This is a genomic window from Brevundimonas sp., assembly GCF_965227765.1.
Classification (GTDB): domain Bacteria; phylum Pseudomonadota; class Alphaproteobacteria; order Caulobacterales; family Caulobacteraceae; genus Brevundimonas.
The window spans coordinates 3,123,267-3,142,578 of the sequence record NZ_OZ245778.1 but is presented as its reverse complement, the minus strand read 5'-3'; the positions used below and the strand labels follow the sequence as shown (position 1 = coordinate 3,142,578).

Sequence of the window (19,312 nt, the reverse complement as noted above, 5' to 3'; positions counted from 1 at the left end):
GATGATCCGTTCGCTGCTTCTGGCCGCCTGTCTGGTCGGCGTTTCCGCCCCCGCCCTGGCGCAGGAGGCCGAGGATGATTTCGCGCCGCCGCCCATCGTCATGTCGAGCGAACATCCCGACGAGGAGGCTGTCGAACCCTATGAGCGATCGAACGCCCATGCCGGGGCTACGCCCTTCGAGGGGGCGGCCATGTTCGAGGCTTTCCACGGCGCCGAGGGCGTCAGCCGCATCGTCGACGACATGGTCGCGCGCAGCATCGCCGATCCGCGCATATCGCCCATCTTTGCGGCGTCGGACCTGGTGCGTCTGCGTCGCACGCTGAAAGAGCAGTTCTGCTACATGCTGGGCGGGGGCTGCGACTATTCCGGCATGGCCATGGCTTCGTCCCACGCGGACCTTGGATTGCAGAGCGCCGACATGGGGGCTCTGGTCGAGAACCTGCAGCACGCGATGGCTGCCGAGGGTGTGCCGTTTGCGACCCAGAATCGCTTCCTGGGCAAGCTTGCGCCCATGAAGGGCGACGTCGTCACACGCTGACCGTCTAATCGACGCTGCGCTGCAACATTTCTGTTGCGCGGAACCTCTGGTGCGGCTCAACCTTATGCCAGACGCCAAAAGTTCGGGCGCCAAAAGTTCGGGCGCCGAAGTCGGCGCTGAAGGTTTGGCCAAGGCAAGGGGAGCAGGGCCACGTTCGACGAGATGTCAGGCACAGGCGGATCCGGTGAGGTCCGCGCATGTTATCGGACCCTGGCCCGGTGGCTGGACGCCGCGCCGCCAGACCTGTTGCAGTCGCGATCTCGTCAGGCGGAGCTGTTCTTCCGTCGCATGGGGGTGACCTTCGCCGTCTATGGCGACGTGGAATCCAACGAACGGCTGATCCCCTTCGACGTCGTGCCCCGCATCATCGGCGCCAAGGAATGGACCGATCTCGAAAAGGGCCTGAAGCAGCGCGTCTCGGCCATCAACGCCTTTCTGAAGGACATCTACGGCCCTCAGGAATGTATTCGCGCCGGCGTCGTCCCCGCCGACCTGATCCTGACCAATCCCCACTATCGGCCCGAGATGCAGGGCCGCCGTCCGCCTGGCGACATCTGGACCCATATCTGCGGCGTCGACCTGGTCCGCACGGGCGAGGACGGCTTCGTGGTGCTGGAGGACAACTGCCGCACGCCATCGGGCGTCTCCTACATGCTGGAGAACCGCGAGATGATGATGCGGTTGTTCCCCGACCTGTTCGCCGAACACCGCATCCGGCCGGTCGAGACCTATACGGATATGCTGCTGGCCAGCCTGGTCGCCTCGGCGCCGGCCCACGCGGGGGGCGATCCGAACATCGTCGTCCTGACGCCAGGCCCGTATAATTCCGCCTACTACGAACACTCGTTCCTGGCCGACAAGCTGGGGGTCGAACTGGTCGAGGGCGGCGATCTGCTGGTCAACGACGACATCGTCTATATGCGCACGACCCAGGGGCTGAAGCGGGTCGATGTCATCTATCGCCGGGTCGACGACGACTGGCTGGACCCCCTGACCTTCCGCCCGGATTCTGCGGTCGGCATTCCCGGCCTGATGGCGGCCTATGTCGCAGGAAACGTCACCCTGTCGAACGCAGTCGGCACAGGCGTGGCCGACGACAAGGCGGTCTATACCTATATGCCCGAGATCATCCGCTTCTTCTCGGGCGGGGATCCGATCCTGGGCAATGTCCCGACCTGGCGCTGTCGCGAGCCGGACGCCCTGAAAGAGGTGCTCGACAAGCTGCCCGAGCTGGTCGTCAAGGAGGTCGGCGGATCAGGCGGTTACGGGATGCTGGTCGGACCGGCCTCGACCAAGGCCGAGATCGAGGCTTTCCGCGCCAAGCTGATCGCCGACCCCGACGACTTCATCGCCCAACCGACCCTGGCCCTGTCGACGGCGCCGACGCTGGACGGCGGGACCCTGTCGCCGCGCCACGTCGATCTGCGGCCTTTCGTGCTGTCCAGCCCCGCAGGCGTCCGCGTCGCGCCGGGCGGACTGACGCGGGTGGCGCTGAAACAGGGCTCGCTGGTGGTGAACTCCAGCCAGGGCGGCGGGACCAAGGACACCTGGGTGCTGGATGACTAATGCTTAGCCGGACCGCCGACAGCCTCTACTGGACTGGCCGCTACATGGAGCGGGCGGACTTTCTCGCGCGCATTCTTGAAGCCGCAGTGCGTCTGGCCGCGCTTCCGGCCAAGGACGGCGCCGCGGCGACCGCCTGGGCCAGCGCCATCGCCTCGGCCGGGGTGTCGCGGGCCTTCGCCGCCTCGGGCCGGACCCCGAACGAGAAGTCGGTGCGGGAATATCTGGCGTTCGCCCCGGACAACACCTCGTCGATCCGCGCCTGTATCACCGCCGCCCGGACCAATGCGCGCTCGGTGCGCACGGCTCTGACCATCGAGCTGTGGGAAGCGATCAACGGCGCCTGGAACGGGTTGAACGAACTGGGCGAGCCGACCAAGCGCGACGACTTCGTGCGCTTTCTGGAATGGGTCAAGAACACCTCGCTGAACGTCGAGGGCGCCTCGTCGCGGACCATGTTGAGGAACGACGCCTACTGGTTCCTGCGGCTGGGCATGGCGATCGAGCGGGCCGACAACACCGCCCGGCTGCTGGACGTGAAATACCATCTGCTGCTGCCCGCAGACGAAAGGGTGGGCGGACAGCTCGACTATTTCCAGTGGACCACCCTGCTGCGCGAGGTCTCGGCCCTGACCGCCTATCGCTGGGTCTATCGCGAAAGCGTGCGGCCCTGGCTGGTCGCCGACCTGATGGTGCTGAACCGCCAGATGCCGCGGTCCCTGGCGTCCTGCCAGGGCATGATCGTCAGCTATCTCGAGCGTCTGGCCACCGACTATGGACGTCGCGGTCCGGCGCAGCGACTGGCCTCGGCCCGTCTTGCCCAGTTCAACGAGGCAAAGATCGAGGACATCTTCCAGTCTGGCCTGCACGAATACATCCTGGGCTTCCTGTCCGAGAACAATGCGCTGGCGGGCGCCATCCACGACCAGTACCTGGTCTGATCCATGCGTATCCTGATCGACTACGAAAGCCGCTATTCCTATTCCCGCGCCGCGCGTTTCATCGTCCAGGCCCTGCGCCTGACGCCGCGCTCGACCGAGGCGCAGCAGGTTCGCGACTGGCGGATAGAAACCGATGTGGACACGCGGCTGAGGCGCTCGGAGGACGCCTTCGGCAACATCGTCCATACCCTCTATACCGAGCGGCCGACCGACAGCCTGACCGTCCGGGTGACGGGAGAGGTTGCGACCAGCGACACCGGAGGCGTGCTGAAGGGGCTGCCTGAGCGGCTGCCGCCTATCGTCTATCTGCGTGACAGCGACCTGACCCATGCCGATCCGGCCCTGCGCGCCTTTGCCGATACGGTGGGTTCGGGCGACGACCTGTCACGACTGCACCGACTGAACGCGATGATCCACGACGAGGTCGCCTTCATGGTCGGCTCGACCACGGCCGACCACACCGCCGCCGACGCCTTCGCCCAGAAACAGGGCGTCTGTCAGGATCACGCCCAGGTCTTCATCGCCTGCGCCCGGCGTCTCGGCATTCCGGCCCGCTACATCTCGGGCCATCTGCATCGCACGGATGGCGCGATCGACCAGGACGCGGCCCACGCCTGGGCCGAGGGCTGGGTCCAGGGCCTGGGCTGGGTCGGGTTCGATCCGGCCAACGGCATCTGCCCGACCGAACACTATGTGCGGGTCGCCTCGGGCCTTGACGCCCTGGGCGCCTCGCCGATCCGGGGGACCAGCTACGGCGGCGGCAAGGAGACGCTGAGCGTCAATGTGCGTGTGCGCCAGATGCAACAGGGTCAGCAACAACAACAGCAGCAGCAGAGCCAGGACCAGGGTTCGGCCCCATCGTGATGGGCGCGCCGTTCGAATCTGTTAGGCTGAGCCGTTGCTTTGCGAGCGAGGCCCGACTGGCGTCATGACTTACTGCGTTGGAATGATGGTGGAGGACGGTCTCGCCATGATCGCCGATACCCGCACGAATGCAGGCGTGGACAATATCTCGTCCTACAAGAAGCTGCACGTCACCGAGATCGCGGGCGACCGGGTCATCTCCATCGCCACCGCCGGCAACCTGTCTGTGACCCAGACGGCCCTGGCCATGGTCGCAGAGGGCATCAAGATGCCTGGCCACGACGACATCGAGACCCTGGCCAACGTCCCCTCCATGTTCCGCGCGGCCCAACTGGTCGGCCATGCGATGCAGCAGGTGAGGAAAGAGATCGCGCCGTCTCTGGAGGCCGACAGCCTGAAGGTCAGCGCCTCCATGCTGTTGGGCGGTCAGATCAAGGGCGGCAAGATGAGCCTTTACCTGATCTACGCTCAGGGCAATTTCATCGAGTGCAGTTCGGACACCCCCTATCTGCAGATCGGCGAGCTGAAGTACGGCAAGCCCATCCTGGACCGGGCCTTGCGTCCCGACACGCCGATGGGCGAGGCGGTCAAGCTGGGGCTGATCTCATTCGATTCCACCATCCGCTCCAATATCGCGGTGGGTCCGCCGTTCGACATGATCGTCATTGCGCGCGACAGCCTGCATGGCGAACAGCGCCGGATCGAGGCGGACGATCCCTATTTCAAGGACTTGGGTCGTCGCTGGTCCGAAGCCTTGGCCAATGCGCACCGCGCCATGCCGCCGCCGCCCTGGCTGGAGCCTGAGGCGGACGCGCGACCGAACATAGCGGTCGCCAGCTAGAAAGCCGTCTGGCGCGGGAGTGAGGCTGACGATGGCCTCGCTTCTCAGATCCCACAGCTGATTGGTCTCCTCGATAACGAGGCCTGTAATTCTTCAGGCCTCTTCTCCGGAGCGGGGATTCGCGCACCATCAAGATGACAATCGTCACAACATAACGCGAAGCATTCGCAATTAAGGTTGAACTTGGGCGAGTCAGTGGTATTGCGAGCGCTTCGCACTACCAACTATCTGGATCATCTCCCCATGTCCGACACCCGTTCCGCAGCCGTCCTGCGGGCCCTTCTGTTCGCGTCCACTGCAGCGGGCATGCTGGGCGGGGCGCCCGCATTCGCCGCGACCCTTTCCGGCGACATCACGAGCGCGACCGACGAGGCCGATCCGGATCCGGTGACTGTCGGAGACGTCGATGTGAACGGCCATCGCATCAACCGCGAACCGGCTTCCCCGCAGTTTGTCGCCGCCCTGGTCGATACGCCGCGCGCCGTGACCGTCATTCCCCAGCGGATCATCGAACAGACCGCAGCCACATCGCTGCAGGACATTCTGCGAACCTCGCCGGGCATCACCTTCGGCGCGGGCGAGGGGGGGCAGCCATTGGCCGACCGGCCCTTCATCCGCGGCCAGGCTTCGGGCAACAACATCTTCGTCGACGGCATCCGCGACACCGGCGGCCAGCAGCGCGAGGTCTTCAACCTGGAGCAGGTCGAAGTCATCAAGGGGCCGGACTCGGTCTATTCGGGCCGTGGATCGGGCGGGGGCAGCATCAACCTCGGCAGCAAGGCTCCCCGCCTTGAGACCTTTGTCCATGGCTCGCTCGGCGGCGGAACCGACGACTACGCCCGCGGCACGGTGGACGCCAACTGGCAGGTCAGCCCGACCGCCGCGATGCGCCTGAACCTGATGGCCTCTCAGGGGGACGTCGCCGGGCGCGACGCCGTCAACTTCGACAAATGGGGCGTCGCCGCCTCGGTGGCCGCTGGTATCGGCACGCGGACCACCGTCACCGCCAGCTACTATCACCTCGATAGCGAGCAACTTCCCGACTACGGCATTCCCCTGTTCACGAAGATCGGCGTCCGCACGACCGACAGCGGCGTCCTGGATGTGCCCTACGACAGCTTCTACGGCCTGAAAGCGCGCGACTATCTGGACAACACGGTCGACAGCCTGACCCTGGATTTCGAACATCGGCTTAGCGACACCCTGACGCTGCGGAACGTCACGCGATACTCGCAGTCGCTGAACGACTATGTCGTCACCAATCCCGGGGATGGCGGCAGCGTCACCTCCACGCCGGTCCCCGGCGCGGCGCTTGTCGACGGCGTCTGGTGGATGAAGCGCGGAACCAAATCACGCTGGAATCCGACCGACACCCTGGCCAATGTCACCGACCTGCACGGATCCTTCCTGACGGGCTCGATCAAGCATAGTTTCGATATCGGGCTCGAGCTGTCGCGTGAGAAGAACCGCAACGCCAGCTACAGCGTGGCCACTCTGTCAGGCACGGCCTGCCCGGCGCCGCTGGTCGGCTTCGACTGCACCCCGGTCTATGATCCGAATCCGAATGATCCCTGGACAGGCACGATCACGCGCGGAAACGTCAGCCACAACCGGACCGACACGATCGGCGTCTATGCCTTCGATTCGATCGCCTTCGGTGAAAAGTGGATCCTGAATCTGGGCCTGCGCTGGGACGATTATTCGGTCCAGGGCGCCGACTGGGTCAACGTCGGCACGCCTGCAGTCGCGACCCTGGTCCCGCGCAGCGGCGACTGGGACTTCGTCAACTATCAGGTCGGGCTGGTCTACAAGCCCACGGCCAGCAGCAGCATCTACGCCTCCTACGCCACCTCCTCGACGCCGCCGACCATTTCGGCCGGCGACCAGAACAGCGGCAACGGCCTGGGTACGGGCAACCTGGCCACCGAACTGCTGGACCCGGAAGAGACCCAAAGCTTCGAGATCGGCGCCAAGGCCAACCTGTTCAACGATCGCCTTGCCGTCAGCGGCGCTCTGTTCCACCTGGTCCGCAAGGACGCGCAGATCCAGATATCCGACGGTGTCTACGAGCAGGCCGGCGAGACTGAGGTTCAGGGTCTGGAACTGGGCGTCTCGGGCAATGTCACGGACAAGTGGCAGGTCTTCGGCGGCTATACCTGGATGGATTCCGAGCTGGTCAGCGGCGCCTTCAACAGCGTCAACCTCGGCGAGGCCCTGGCCAATACGCCCGAGCACACCGCCAGCCTGTTCACCACCTACCGCGTCATGCCCAGGCTCAGCCTCGGCGGCGGCGTCTATTATGTGTCCAAGTCGTTCGGCGGCAACCAGGGCGGTGCGGGCGGCGGCGCCAACCGCGTCTATGCGCCAGAATATACGCGCGTCGATCTGTTCGCCTCGTATGAGATCAACGACCGCGCGGCGCTGCAACTGAACGTCCAGAACGCCGGGGACGAGGACTACATCATGCGAACCAACGGCGTTCACCACGCCGATGTCGCGCCCGGCCGCTCGGCCATCCTGACGCTGAACGTCCGCTACTAAGGCGCCCTCTACTGGGCAGCCGCGTTTCGCGCCATCATGCAAAGGCCCCGTCGCTCTTCAGAGCGGCGGGGTCGATGCGTTGTCGGACGATGAGGAAGAGCCATGCTGCTGCACGTCCCTGAAGTCTTCACCAAGGCCGAGGTCACGGCCCTGCGCCGGACCCTGGACGCGGGGCCATGGACCGACGGCAACGTCACCTCCGGCCATCAGTCGGCGACCGCCAAGCGCAACATGCAACTGCCCGAAGGCTGCGCCCCGTCCCTGGAGGTCGGGCGGCTGGTGACCCAGGCGCTGGAGGCCAATCCGGTCTTCGTCTCGGCGGCCCTGCCGCACACGATCTATCCGCCGTTGTTCAACCGCTATGAGGGCGGACAGGCGTTCGGGGTCCATGTCGACAACGCCATCCGCCGCCAGGGCCGCGACGGCCTGCGCATCCGCAGCGACCTGTCGGTGACCCTGTTCCTGTCGGAACCCGAGGATTACGACGGCGGCGAACTGATCATCGAGGAGATGTACGGCTCGCAATCGGTCAAGCTGCCGGCCGGCGACTTGGTCCTCTATCCATCCAAGAGCCTGCACCGGGTGATGCCGGTGACGCGCGGCGCGCGGGTGGCCAGCTTCTTCTGGCTGCAGAGCCTGGTGCGCGACGACGCCGACCGCGAAAGCCTGTTCAAGCTGGATGTCGCGACCCAGAGGGTGAACCTGGACAAGGGGCCGAGCGACCCGGCGGTGATCGAACTGACCGCGCTGTATCATAACCTGCTGCGGCGCTGGGCCGAGGTCTGACCGGACCGGGGTCTCTAATAGACGTCGCGGCGATAGCGGCCGGTCTCGACCAGATCGACCACCCACTCGGCGCCCAGCACGCTCTCCAGCGCGGCCTGAACGCCAGACGCCATGCCTTCAAGACTGCCGCAGACATAGACGACGGCGCCGCGTTCGATCCAGGCGGCGACCTCGGCCCCCTGTTCGGTGATCAGTTGCTGGACGTAGCGGCCGTCGCCGGCGTCGCGCGAGAAGCAGCGGTCGAGCCGGGTCAGGGAGCCGTCGACCAGGGCGGCCTGAAGCTCGGCGTCATGGAAGGCGTCATGGGCCGCGGTCCGCTCTCCGAACAGCAGCCATGTTCCTGCATTGGCGCCCTGTCTGGCCTGCAGATGGGCGCGCAGCCCGGCCAGGCCCGTGCCATTGCCGATCAGGATCATCGGCGTAGCCGGATCGGGGCCGTGGAAGCTGCGGTTGGTGCGCACCCGCATCGAAACCGCGTCGCCGACGACGGCGGTTCCGGTCAGCCAGCCCGAGGCCAGGCCCGGCGTGCCATCGGGGCGGGTCATGAGCCTGACCAGAAGCTCAAGCCGTCCGTCCGCGGGCAGGGAGGCGATGGAGTATTCGCGCGCAGCAGGGGCCTGCGCCCCGTCGCGCGCCGGGACGCCGATCTCGACGATGTCGCCGGCCTGCCAGTCCGCAGCATGGTCCATCGGTTCGAAGGCGAGGTGATAGGCCTCGCCCCCAGGACTGCCGGGGTTGAGCAGCCGCCGCTCGACCAGTCGCCAGGCGTCATAGGCGGGCGGCGTCCAGTCGGGCGCGGCGGTCGACCCGGTGATCTGGTTCAACTGATTCTGCCAGTGGCGGATGGCGGCCGGGTCGGCGTCGTCCACCTCGACCAGATCGAACAGGGCGGTCGCGCCGCTGCGCCTCAGCCAGCCGTCGACCGCGTGGCCAAAGCCGCAGAAGTCCCGGTACTCGCGGTCGCCGAGAGCCAGCATCCCATAGGAAAGGCGCGGCAGATCGCCTTCCGTCCCCAGGACCTGGCGCAGCGCGCGGGTGGCGCTGTCGGGGGCGTCGCCCTCGCCCGTCGTGGCGACCACGAAGAGGGCGCGGCGGGCCTGTTTAAGCAGATCAATGTCGAGGTCGGCGAAGGAGACGACGCGGGCGCCCACGCCCCCGGCGTTCAGAGCCTGGGCGGTCATAAGGGCCAGTTCCTCGCCGAACCCGGTCTGGCTGGCGAAGGCGACCAGAACAGCATCCTCGCCCGCAGCCTCAGCCTGGGCCCTGGCCTGCGCCCGCTCGCGGCGTCGGGACAGATAGGCGGACAGATAGACTCCCGCCGTGAAGACGAGCCACAGGGCGACGGCGGCGGCCGCCCAGATCAGCCGCGTCGGATCGGCGGTCACGCTTCGTCTTCGTCCATCATGGCGGTCCAGGCGGGGGTCATCCGCTCGACCGGACCCTGATCGGTCTTCATGATGAAGTGGGCGGCCAGTCCCATGGCCTCGGCGAACTCGGGGCCTTCGTCGGGCCCCAGCACGGTCAGGGCGGTGGCGTAGGCGTCGGCCTTCATGGCCGAGGCGTGCAGTACGGTCACCGAGGCCAGGCCGTTGTCGACAGGGGCTCCGGTTGCGCCGTCCAGCGTGTGCGACCGCAGCCGACCTTCGGCCACGTAATAGCGGCGATAGTCGCCCGAGGTGGCCACGGCCAGTCCGTAGAGAGCGACGACGGTTGGGGGCGCCTTGCCGCCGATGGCGTCCATGAAGGGCGGCTGTTCGATCTCGACCCACCAGGGTTGGGCGTCGGGCTTGACCCCCTCGCCGCGCAGTTCGCCGCCGATCTCGACCAGGTGAGAGGTCGCGCCCATGGCGGTCAGGCGTTCGGAGACACGGTCCACGGCGTGGCCCTTGGCGATGCCTGAGAAGTCCAGCCTCATGCCGCCGACCTGCATGGCGGCGCGCGCCTCGCGATTGAGACGGAGCTTCTGCCAGCCCGAGACGGTCAGGGCGGCTGCGATCTCGTCATCGTTGGGGATCGTGCCGATCGGGCGCGGGCCTGGCGGGCCAAAGCCCCACAGGTCGACCAGGGCGCCGAGCGTCGGATCGACCGCCCCATTGGTGTCGTCGGCGATGTCCATGGCCGCATCCAGCAGCGACCACAGCGGCGAGGACAGGGCCCAGACGCCTGCGGGCGCGGCGTTGAAGCGGCTGATCTCGCTGCCTGGCTCCCACGGACTGAAGACCGCGACGACGGCGTCCAACTCCTGCTGAACGGCGGCCTCGAAGACGGCCTGATCCGCGTGCGGCGGAGCCACCATCCGCACCGACCAGGTGGTTCCCATGGTCTGGCCGTCCAGCGACCACAGGGCGTCGCCTGCAGGCAGTGGCGGGGCCTGGTGCATGACGGGAATCAGGACGCGGTGATCCGCCCGGTCCTCACCGGCCTCGGCGTCGCCGCCGATGAGGAAGGGCGGCGGCGCGCCTCGTGAGCCTCGCTGGCTCAGGGCAGGACTTCCACGCTGCCGTTATAGGCCGAGGATGAGGCGAGTTGATCGCCCGCCGCCTCGGTCCTGACATTGGCGCCGATCCAGTACATCCCGGCTTCCGGCCATGTGACGGTAAAGGTGCCATCGGCGTCGGTGGTCACGGTCATGTCGTCGGTGGCGTTGCGATAGCGGACGCCGCCGCGCGCGATGGTGACCGTCAGGTTGGCGGCAGGCTGGCCGTCGTTCACCAGCTTGAAGGTGGCGGGTTCGTCCACGACCAGATCGGTCGGGTGGGTGACCGGGACCAGTTCCAGACCCTTGCCCGTGGGGGCCAGGGCGGTGGTGTTGGGCGCGCCCAGGGTGACGAAGGTCTCGGTCCGGCCGCTGTTCATGGAGGGGCGAACATCGGTCGCGCCGGCGGGCAGGGCGGCGGGGAAGTCGGCGGCGGCGCCGCGCCAGCGCTTCTGTTCGCCGTCCAGGGTGTAGCTGGCCATCATGCCGCTGCTGACATTGGCGATCCGGTAGGTGCCGGCCTGGGTCAGGTGCAGGTCGAAGGTCGAACGATAGCGGGCCTCCAGCGCGTTCTCGGCCGTGGCCGCCGTGCCGTCGGGGGCGGTGATGGTCAGGCCGGCCAGGCGCATCCCGTTATGATCGGGCACGAAGACGCCGTTGGACGAGCCGCCGTCGAACGACACCCAACCGTCATCCCCCGACAGGCTGGTGAAGGCGGGCATCAGCCACTGGCGGTGGGCCTGGGCCGACAGGGGGGCGGCCAGGGCGGCGGCCAGGGCGACGAGGGCGAGGGTCTTCTTCATGGGATGATCCTTACGAAAAATCAGCGCGAGACGGCGACGGAGACGGCGCCCAGTTCGGTCGCGCCCGTGACGCGACCCGTGTTGGCGGCGCCCCAGCGGAAGGGCACGCGGACCGCCTCGCGGCCGCCCAGTTCGCGGGCCGCCTCGACGACGATATTGTACTGGCCCGGCTGCAGTCCGGCCAGGCGGGCAGCGGGGATGGTGATGGTCTGGCGGCCAGGCGCGCGCGTGGCGCCCGAGACGCCGTCGGCGGGCATGGTCATGGCGCGGCCGCCCTTGCGCCACCAGGTGCGCAGGTCCTTCAGCCAGTCCTTGCCGTCGCCCTCGTTGTTGCGGGTCTGCTGATACCAGATGGCCAGGGTGCGGACCGCCGTCTGGTCCGTTGTCTCGATCCAGACCGCGACATAGGGGCGGTGATAGGAGGCGACCGGGATGCTGGGCAGTTCGACCGTGACGGTGAGGTCGGCGGCCATGGCGGGGACAGCGACGGTCGAGATCGCGGCGGCGGTCAGGGCAAGAGTGCGGCTACGCATGGCGGACAACTCGATCAGTGAATGAAGATCAGGGCGATGACGACGGGGATCAGCAGACCCAGACCGACCAACGGCCAGGTCAGGGGACGGCTGCGCGCGTGCAGCCACAGAAGGGTCAGGCCGGTCAGGGCGAAGACCAGGCAGGCGACGGCGAAGATGTCGATGAACCAGAACCAGGCCTTTCCGGCGTTGCGACCCTTGTGCAGGTCGTTGAGGTAGGCGACCCAGCCGCGCGTGGTGGTCTCGTGCAGGGCCTCGCCGTTTGAACGGTCGATGGTCAGCCATCCGTCGCCGCCGGGCGAGGGCAGGGCGATATAGATTTCGTCGGCGGTGGTTTCGGTCGGCTTGCCAGCGATGGAGACCTTGAAGGCGTCGGCGGCCCAGCGGGCGACGGCCTCGGGCGCGGGGTCGGTGGTTTCGTCGGGGAAGGCGCCCAGCCGCTCCAGCAGGGGGGCGGGCAGGGTTGCGGTCTGCTCGGCGGTGACCGGCGTCGCGGGGATCTGCGCGGCGTGGTTCAGGGTGATGCCGGTGACCGCAAACAGGATCAGACCGACCAGGCTGACGGCGGCCGAGATCCAGTGCCAGTGATGCAGTTGTTTCAGCCAGAAGCCACGCGCCGCGTTGATGCCCGGCGACTTGCGCGCGGGCGTCGTCTGTTGCGGGGCCTTGGCAGGCTGCGAGGCGGGGGCGTCAGTCACGGATCGCCTTTGCCATGGATTGCGAACGACTTGCAATAGAAGCTTCGGTGACTACCCGCCAATGCGACATCTCGCCCGTCAGTAGCGGTGTCGTCAGAGCCGCGTCAGCAGATCCTGCGCGAACTCCGAGAGGGTGTCGTCGCGGGCGCCCATGACGATGATCCGGTCGCCGGGGCGCGCCAGTTCGACCAGCCGCTCGCCGCAGGCCGGACGGTCGGCCAGGGCCTGCGCCTGTCGGCCCGCGCCACGGACCCCGGCGGCGATGTCCTGCGACCCAACGCTGCGATCCGTTGTGCCGCCGAAATAGACCGGCTCGGGCATCAGCAGGATATCGTCGGGACGCATCAGGCCGGCGAAGCCGTCGATGAACTCGGCCTTCATCAGCTTCAGCGGGCCAAAGCCGTGCGGCTGGAACAGGATCAGCAACCGCCCGTCAAAGGCGTGCAGGGTCTTCAGGGTGGCGGCGATCTTGTCGGGGTTGTGGGCGAAGTCGTCGATGACGGTGACGCCATTCTTCGTACCCACCACCTCCATCCGTCGCTTGATGCCGGCAAAGGTCTCCAGCGCCGCGACCGCCTCGGACAGGGACACGCCCAGGGCCCGAACGGCGCCCAGGGCGGCCAGGGCGTTGGCGACATTGTGGGCGCCGGGGACGTTCAGCCTGACGGCGACGCGGGCGCCGCTCGACCGCTCTGCCAGGTCGAAGGTCATGCCGGTCGGCAGGGGTTGAAGGTCATGCGCCGCCAGGTCGGCCTCGTCATTGCCCAGGGCGAAGGTGAGCACGGCCTCGGCGCGTCCGTCATCGACCATGGATTGGGCCAGGGCGGCCGTCTCGAGGTTGTCGAGGTTGAGCACCGCCTTCTGCGCCCGGCCGGTGAAGCCGCCGAACAGGTCGCGCAGCTCCTCCATCGACTTGTGGTCCAGCGAGATGTTGGACACCACCGCCACCGTCGGATCATAGCGGGCGATGGAGCCGTCGCTCTCGTCCACCTCGGCGACGAACAGGTCGCGTTCTCCGATCAGGGCGCTGGCGAAGGGGTGGTCGGCGTCGGCGAAATTCTTCATCACCGCTCCGTTCATGACAGTCGGTTTGCGACCCGCCTGATCCAGAATCCAGGCGACCATGCCGGTGATTGTGGACTTGCCGCTGGTGCCCGCCACGCCGATGGATGTGGGCGCCGCATTGAACAGCTGGCTCAGCAGTTGGGGCCGGGTGACGATGGTCGCCCCCGCCCGCCTGGCCGCGCCGATGTCGGGCACCGTATCCTCGACCGCGCCGGTGGCGACGACGATCTGTTCCGGCCGCGTCACGCCCGACCCGTCCTGGGGGTGCAGGGTCACGCCATGCGCCCGCAGCCAGTCGAATTTGGCCGGGGTGCGCCCCTGATCCAGCGCCCGGTCGGAGCCCTCGATCCGCGCCCCTTGCGCCTGCACGATCATGGCGAGCGGCAGCATGCCGGACCCGCCGATGCCGCAGAAGAAGTAGTCTTTGTTGGCGCTCATTCAGCCTGAGTAGCGAGGCGGGCCCGGCAGGGAAAGACGTGCTGGCGGCGATTGCGGCGAAGAAGCCTTTGCAGGTCGCCCGCCGCCACCTAGGTTGGGGCGATCTACTATGGTTCTGCTCATGATGCCTTCGCCCCGTGAAAGCCTGAAGGATCGGATGCTGGACGCCATGTTCGGCAGGCGCTTCACGCCCGAGGAGCTGGTGTTCGCGAAGGCTGCCGAGCCGCCCGAGTACATGCGCCGAATCTACCATGTCATAATGATTGGTTCTGTCTGCGCGTTAGTGGTCATCTTGCTTTGGTCATGGGGATGGCTGTCTTTTCTCAACTCGCGAATAGATTGGCGCCTGACGTCTTGGGTCGTCGTCCCGAACGTTGTCGTCAGACTGGTGTGGGAAGAATGGATCATCAAACACTATAAGCGCCGCGCGAAAGCCACTCGAGCCAGCCTGTATGACCGCCACCTTCAAGATCGGAATCGTCGCCGTCAGTTCGCGCTTCGCCAGAGAGCGCGCCGACGCCGTCAACGCGTGGGTGGCGGCGCATTATCCTGACGGCTCGGTCTCGGTGGTCTTCCATCCGGCCAGCTTCGCCAAGCACGGCCACTTCTCGGGCGACGACGCGTCGCGCGCCAACGCCTTTGTCGAGTTCGCCAACGATCCCCGGTTGGACGCCGTCTGGTTCGCACGGGGCGGATACGGCTCCTGCCGCGTCGCCGAAGCCATCCTGCCGCGCCTGACCGAGGTGGCGAAGAAGAAGCGGTATCTGGGCTATTCCGACGCGGGCAGCATCCTGGCCCTGCTCTACAAGGCCGGATTTCCTCATGTCGCCCACGGGCCGATGGCCTCGGATTCGGTGCGTCGTGACGCGGCGGCGTTTCGCGCCATCAACTGGCTGAGGACGGGCGACGCGACCTCGTGGGAGCCGTCGCTGGCGACCGATCCGCGCCCGGCGGTCGCCTTCAACCTGTCGATCATAGACGCCCTGGTCGGCACGGTGCTGGAGCCCGACCTGAGCGGCCATGTCCTGATGCTGGAGGACGTCTCCGAGCCGCTCTACCGCATCGACCGGATGATGTTCCACCTGACGGGGCAGGCCTCGATCCGCCGGGTGGCGGGCATTCGCATGGGGCGGGTGTCGGCTGTCGTCGAGAACGACCCGGACTTCGGCCTGACCGCCGACGAGATCTGCCGCTACTGGTGCGCCCGCTCCGGCATCCCCTATCTGGGCGTCGCCGACATCGGCCACGACACCGACAACAAGGTGGTCCCCTTCGGCCCGCGAGGTTGAGCCAGAGGCCTTTCGCCTGGCGGGTGAGGATTAACCAGGGCCGCCGTCTTGTGGCGGGAGAATGATGCACAGCGGCCACGGCGGGTTAACAACTTCTTAACAGGGGGTCGACTCCAGCTTGGCCGTGAGGCCAGATGCGGGGGATGGAGCCCTACGGCTCGGCCGCGGCGGCGACGGGGGTACCGGGGGGTGCCGCCGCAGCGTGCTGGAGCCGGAGCTTCATCACCAGCGACGGGGCCCGCCTTCATGATCGGGAGGCGGGCCCTTCGCTGGGCGACCCGAAGACGCACCGGCCCGTGACGTTTCGCTGGCCGCCGTTTTCGGGCACAGGGGCGCGATGGCGACCTCCACCCAGATATTCGACTGCCTGATCGTCGGCGCCGGCGCCGCGGGCATGATGTGCGCTATCGAGGCCGGGCGGCGAGGACGCCGTGTTCTGGTGGTCGATCACGCCCGCGCGCCGGGCGAAAAGATCCGCATCTCGGGCGGCGGGCGCTGCAACTTCACCAATACGGGGACCAGCCCGGCCAACTTCCTTGGCCGCAATCCGCGCTTCGCCGCCTCGGCCCTGAAACGATACAGCCAGCACGACTTCATCAAGCGGGTCGATCAGGCGGGCATCGCCTACCACGAAAAGACCCTCGGCCAGCTGTTCTGCGACGACAGCGCCAAGCAGATCATCCGTATGCTGACGGATGACATGAGGGCGGCGGGCGTGACCCTGCGGCTGGGTACCGGCGTGACGTCGGTCGAGCGGGTCGGCGAGGGGTTCGAGGCGGTGCTGTCCGACGGAACGATGGTTCGCGCGGCCTCGGTGGTCATCGCCACCGGCGGCAAGTCCATCCCCAAGATGGGGGCGACCGGCTGGGGCTATGACACGGCGCGGCGCTTCGGCCTGGCCATCACCGAGACCCGTCCGGCCCTGGTGCCCCTGACCTTCGAGGCCGGGTTGCTGGAACAGCTTTCATCCCTGTCGGGCGTGGCCCTGGACGTGGTGGCCAAGGCGCAAGGCCGCGATGCGCCCCCGTTCGCCGAGGCCATGCTGTTCACCCATCGCGGCCTGTCCGGCCCGGCCATCCTGCAGATCAGCTCCTACTGGCGCGAGGGCGAGGCCATCACCCTGGACATGGCGCCCGGCGTTCCGGTGTTCGAGCGGCTGCGTGAGGCCAAGATCGCCAATGGCAAACAGGCCACCCACACGGCGCTCGGCCATATCGTGCCGCGCCGGCTGGCCGAGGCGGTGGTCGCGCGCCACGGCATGGGCATGAAGCTGGCCGAACTGGCCGACGCCAAGCTGAGGACCCTGGCCGCCGACATCGGCGCCTGGACGGTCAAGCCGGTCGGATCCGAGGGCTATCGCACCGCCGAGGTCACTCTGGGCGGCGTCGATACGGACGGGCTGGACCAGCAGACGATGCAGGCGAAATCGGTCCCGGGCCTCTATCTGATCGGCGAGGTGGTGGATGTGACCGGCTGGCTGGGCGGCTATAATTTCCAGTGGGCCTGGTCGTCGGGATGGGCGGCCGGTCAGTCCTGTTAGGCATCGGTGCTGAGGGTCTGGTGGGGCTCAATCCCGATCTCTCAAGGGTGCGTCATGTCGCCTCGTTGTCCCTGGGACAAGCGCGCTTAGGTTCGTAGGGCGGGACGGGCCCCTCTGGCGCGACGACCCGGCCAGGACGGCTTCCCCCCGATGATTGTCCCGGCCAGTCGCAGCGTGATGTCGGACCGCATCGGGTGCGCCCGGTCGTGGCCTGTCCTTGCGACGGACTTCTGCCGGGCGGCCCGATATCCATTCAGATAATCAGAGGATGGGCCGATGCCCCTGTTGATGTGCCCGAACGACGACGCCGCCATGCAGACGCTGGAACGCGGCGGTGTTCAGTTCGATATGTGCCCCACCTGCCGAGGCGTCTGGCTGGACCGGGGCGAGCTTGAAAAGCTGATGGAGTCCGCCACCGCGGAGGGTCGCGCCTCAGTTCCGCAGGCCGCGCCGCAACCCGCCTACACCACCCCGCCGCAGCAGCCGCCGCAACAGCCTTGGGGCCAGCAACCGGCCTATCGCGACGACCGCTACCGGCGCGACGAAGACTATCGCTACAAGAAAAAGAAGCGCGACAGCATCTTCGACATCTTCGACTGACGGACTCAAGCAGCGCGGACGCGCGGTAGGCCAAGGTCGAGGCCTCAAGCAGCGCGGACGCGCGTTAGGCCAAAGTGAAGCCCTCAAGCCGCGCGGACGCGCCTTAAGCTGACAGGACGGTCAGGCCGCCAGTCCGACCGCCTGCATCAGACCCTTCAACTCGACCAGACCCTCGGGTTGGGCGGACAGGGTGGCGCGGGCATCGGGCGCGCGGAAGAGGCGGATAGCCTCGGCCTTGGCGCGGTCGGCCGCCGGGCCGGTCGGCGCGCCTTCTCCTGCGGCGAGGCGCAGCAGGGCGGACAGTTTCTGCACCAGGGGCGCGGGCGCGCGGGCCAGTTGCGCGGTCAGCTTGGCCTCGGCCTCCACCACCCCGCCGACGACGCCGATGGCGCCGACGATCTGGGTCTCGTCATGTTCGGCCAGGGCGCAGCTGCGCACCGATCTCTGAAGCGCGGAGAGAACCACCAGCTTCTGGCTGGCGCGGACGGGCGATGTCCGCATCTCGCTTTCAAACCGCAGAGACGTGACGCAGGCGCTGAGCCAGCGCGCTGCGGCCCGCTTGTTGGCGGCCCCCGTGACGTTCTCGCACAGCCTGGCCAGCATCTCGGCCTCGCACAGGACCGTGTCGCAGCCTGTCACATACGACGCCACGAAATCGGCGGTGACCAGGCTCTTGGAACGCTCGATAAAGGCGTTCTGCACCTCGTCCAGGGTCAGCAACCGCCCCGCCGTGGCGGTCAGGGACATGGCCAGGACGCGCAGGATGTCGATCTCGCCGACCGCTTCGGTCGGGCGCAGCCGGCGCGGGCCCATCAGCTCGCGCAGCACCATCCGCGCCAGAGAGGCGGCCAGAATGGGGAAGTCCCCCGCGGCCAGACGCTCGCCCAGCTTGGCGGCCGGGCCTTCGACCGCAGGCATCAGGATGGCCATGCGCACGTCGTTGCGCATCAGGGCGTCGATCTCGCGCGGGGCGACCATACGGACCACGGCCGCCAGGCTGCCGCCCTGATCGAGCGACGGCCCCAGGATGTCGGCCAGACTGGTGCGCGCGCCTAGCAGTTCGCACAGCAGCTGTTCCAGCGCGACCATGACCAGCTGGCGCGGCGGCCCGCTTTCCGGCGCCGCAGCGGCCAGCTCCATCAGCTTGCCCAGACGCGCCCGCGCGCCCTTCACCCCGACCAGGGCGCGACACAGGACGCCGCCGATGACGAACGCCCGGTCGGGCGCTCCGGCCAGTTTCGCGGCGATCTCGGCCAGCGGCCGTTTGGCGACGTCGGGGAACAGGTCGCGGCGACCTGCGCCGATGACGCGTTCCATCGCCTTGTCCGCCAGGGCTTGGTAATGGCGGATCAGCTCATGCGTCGCTTGGCCGGTGGACTGGCTTTCGGGGATGGAAATCTTCTGGATGGCGTGCTGCACCTCGACGCCAGAGGCCTCCAGCTTCTCGACCAGGTCGGGCCGGTGAAGCAGCTCGAAGGCGGTCGCGCTATTGCGCATCAGCCAGTCTTCCAGCACCCGACCCAGCAGTTCGCGGGCGTGCGGGGCATAGAGGTCCTGGGGTTGGGCGCAGTTGGGGGCGGCGTTGTCTGGATCGACCAGCCGCTTCTTCGGCGGCTCCGGCGCGCCTCGTGTCAGGACGGTGACGGAGTTGAACTCCATCGTGTCGGGATCGAGGGTTTCCTTGGTCACCCGCACGGCGACGGCCCGTTGATCCTTCAAAAGCTCTTCGGCCGTCTCGATCGCGTGCTTGCGATCTTCGCTCGCCATCATCAGAGACCACGGCGATGGCGCCGTTT

The 19,312-nt window shown here is 67.4% G+C and carries 17 protein-coding genes; 10 read left to right on the top strand and 7 right to left on the bottom strand.

Going from position 1 to position 19,312, the window contains the following annotated elements; genetic code table 11:
- Position 1: 1 nt before the first annotated feature.
- From ACO05L_RS15050 to ACO05L_RS15020, 7 genes are all read left to right on the top strand, one after another.
- Complete coding sequence (locus ACO05L_RS15050) at positions 2-538, top strand: group I truncated hemoglobin (RefSeq protein ID WP_421729979.1); 537 nt, start codon at positions 2-4, stop codon at positions 536-538.
- A 162-nt stretch (positions 539-700) separates the two neighbouring features.
- Positions 701-2,104: a circularly permuted type 2 ATP-grasp protein gene (locus ACO05L_RS15045; protein ID WP_421729978.1), complete on the top strand. Its 1,404-nt coding sequence runs from the start codon at positions 701-703 to the stop codon at positions 2,102-2,104.
- A complete protein-coding gene (locus tag ACO05L_RS15040; protein WP_421729977.1) occupies positions 2,104-3,042 on the top strand; it encodes an alpha-E domain-containing protein in 939 nt (312 codons plus the stop codon). The genes ACO05L_RS15045 and ACO05L_RS15040 overlap by 1 nt, the downstream gene beginning before the upstream one ends.
- 3 nt (positions 3,043-3,045) lie before the next feature.
- Positions 3,046-3,906: a transglutaminase family protein gene (locus ACO05L_RS15035; protein ID WP_421729976.1), complete on the top strand. Its 861-nt coding sequence runs from the start codon at positions 3,046-3,048 to the stop codon at positions 3,904-3,906.
- Between the two features lie 106 nt (positions 3,907-4,012).
- Complete coding sequence (locus tag ACO05L_RS15030; protein ID WP_421729975.1) at positions 4,013-4,747, top strand: peptidase; 735 nt, start codon at positions 4,013-4,015, stop codon at positions 4,745-4,747.
- A gap of 243 nt (positions 4,748-4,990) precedes the next feature.
- Positions 4,991-7,288, top strand: a complete 2,298-nt coding sequence (locus tag ACO05L_RS15025; RefSeq protein WP_421729974.1) for a TonB-dependent receptor — start codon at positions 4,991-4,993, stop codon at positions 7,286-7,288.
- 102 nt (positions 7,289-7,390) lie between these two features.
- Positions 7,391-8,074, top strand: a complete 684-nt coding sequence (locus ACO05L_RS15020) for a Fe2+-dependent dioxygenase (protein ID WP_421729973.1) — start codon at positions 7,391-7,393, stop codon at positions 8,072-8,074.
- Between the two features lie 14 nt (positions 8,075-8,088).
- Here ACO05L_RS15020 and ACO05L_RS15015 read toward each other — a convergent pair whose 3' ends face one another.
- From ACO05L_RS15015 to ACO05L_RS14990, 6 genes are all read right to left on the bottom strand, one after another.
- A complete protein-coding gene (locus tag ACO05L_RS15015) occupies positions 8,089-9,459 on the bottom strand; it encodes a sulfite reductase subunit alpha (RefSeq protein ID WP_421729972.1) in 1,371 nt (456 codons plus the stop codon).
- Positions 9,456-10,454: an FAD:protein FMN transferase gene (locus ACO05L_RS15010; RefSeq protein WP_421729971.1), complete on the bottom strand. Its 999-nt coding sequence runs from the start codon at positions 10,452-10,454 to the stop codon at positions 9,456-9,458. The genes ACO05L_RS15015 and ACO05L_RS15010 overlap by 4 nt, the downstream gene beginning before the upstream one ends.
- 98 nt (positions 10,455-10,552) lie before the next feature.
- Positions 10,553-11,353 (bottom strand): DUF4198 domain-containing protein, encoded by an 801-nt coding sequence (locus ACO05L_RS15005; RefSeq protein WP_421729970.1) that lies wholly within the window; start codon positions 11,351-11,353, stop codon positions 10,553-10,555.
- Positions 11,354-11,373: 20 nt separating this feature from the next.
- Positions 11,374-11,886 (bottom strand): DUF2271 domain-containing protein, encoded by a 513-nt coding sequence (locus ACO05L_RS15000; protein WP_421729969.1) that lies wholly within the window; start codon positions 11,884-11,886, stop codon positions 11,374-11,376.
- Between the two features lie 14 nt (positions 11,887-11,900).
- Entirely contained in the window at positions 11,901-12,584 is a 684-nt protein-coding gene (locus ACO05L_RS14995) for a PepSY-associated TM helix domain-containing protein (protein ID WP_421729968.1), read from the bottom strand.
- A 93-nt stretch (positions 12,585-12,677) separates the two neighbouring features.
- Positions 12,678-14,087, bottom strand: coding sequence for a UDP-N-acetylmuramate--L-alanine ligase (locus tag ACO05L_RS14990; RefSeq protein ID WP_421729967.1), 1,410 nt, complete (start codon positions 14,085-14,087; stop codon positions 12,678-12,680).
- Positions 14,088-14,539: 452 nt separating this feature from the next.
- On the opposite strand from ACO05L_RS14990, the gene ACO05L_RS14985 reads away from it, so the two are divergent.
- The 3 genes from ACO05L_RS14985 (at position 14,540) to ACO05L_RS14975 (ending at position 17,516) form a co-directional block, all read left to right on the top strand.
- On the top strand, positions 14,540-15,376 hold the full coding sequence (locus tag ACO05L_RS14985) for an LD-carboxypeptidase (RefSeq protein ID WP_421729966.1): 837 nt from the start codon (positions 14,540-14,542) through the stop codon (positions 15,374-15,376).
- A 337-nt stretch (positions 15,377-15,713) separates the two neighbouring features.
- Positions 15,714-16,916, top strand: coding sequence for an NAD(P)/FAD-dependent oxidoreductase (locus ACO05L_RS14980; protein WP_421729965.1), 1,203 nt, complete (start codon positions 15,714-15,716; stop codon positions 16,914-16,916).
- Positions 16,917-17,192: 276 nt separating this feature from the next.
- Entirely contained in the window at positions 17,193-17,516 is a 324-nt protein-coding gene (locus ACO05L_RS14975) for a zf-TFIIB domain-containing protein (RefSeq protein ID WP_421729964.1), read from the top strand.
- Between the two features lie 120 nt (positions 17,517-17,636).
- Here ACO05L_RS14975 and ACO05L_RS14970 read toward each other — a convergent pair whose 3' ends face one another.
- On the bottom strand, positions 17,637-19,286 hold the full coding sequence (locus ACO05L_RS14970; RefSeq protein ID WP_421729963.1) for a hypothetical protein: 1,650 nt from the start codon (positions 19,284-19,286) through the stop codon (positions 17,637-17,639).
- Between the last annotated feature and the right edge of the window lie 26 nt (positions 19,287-19,312).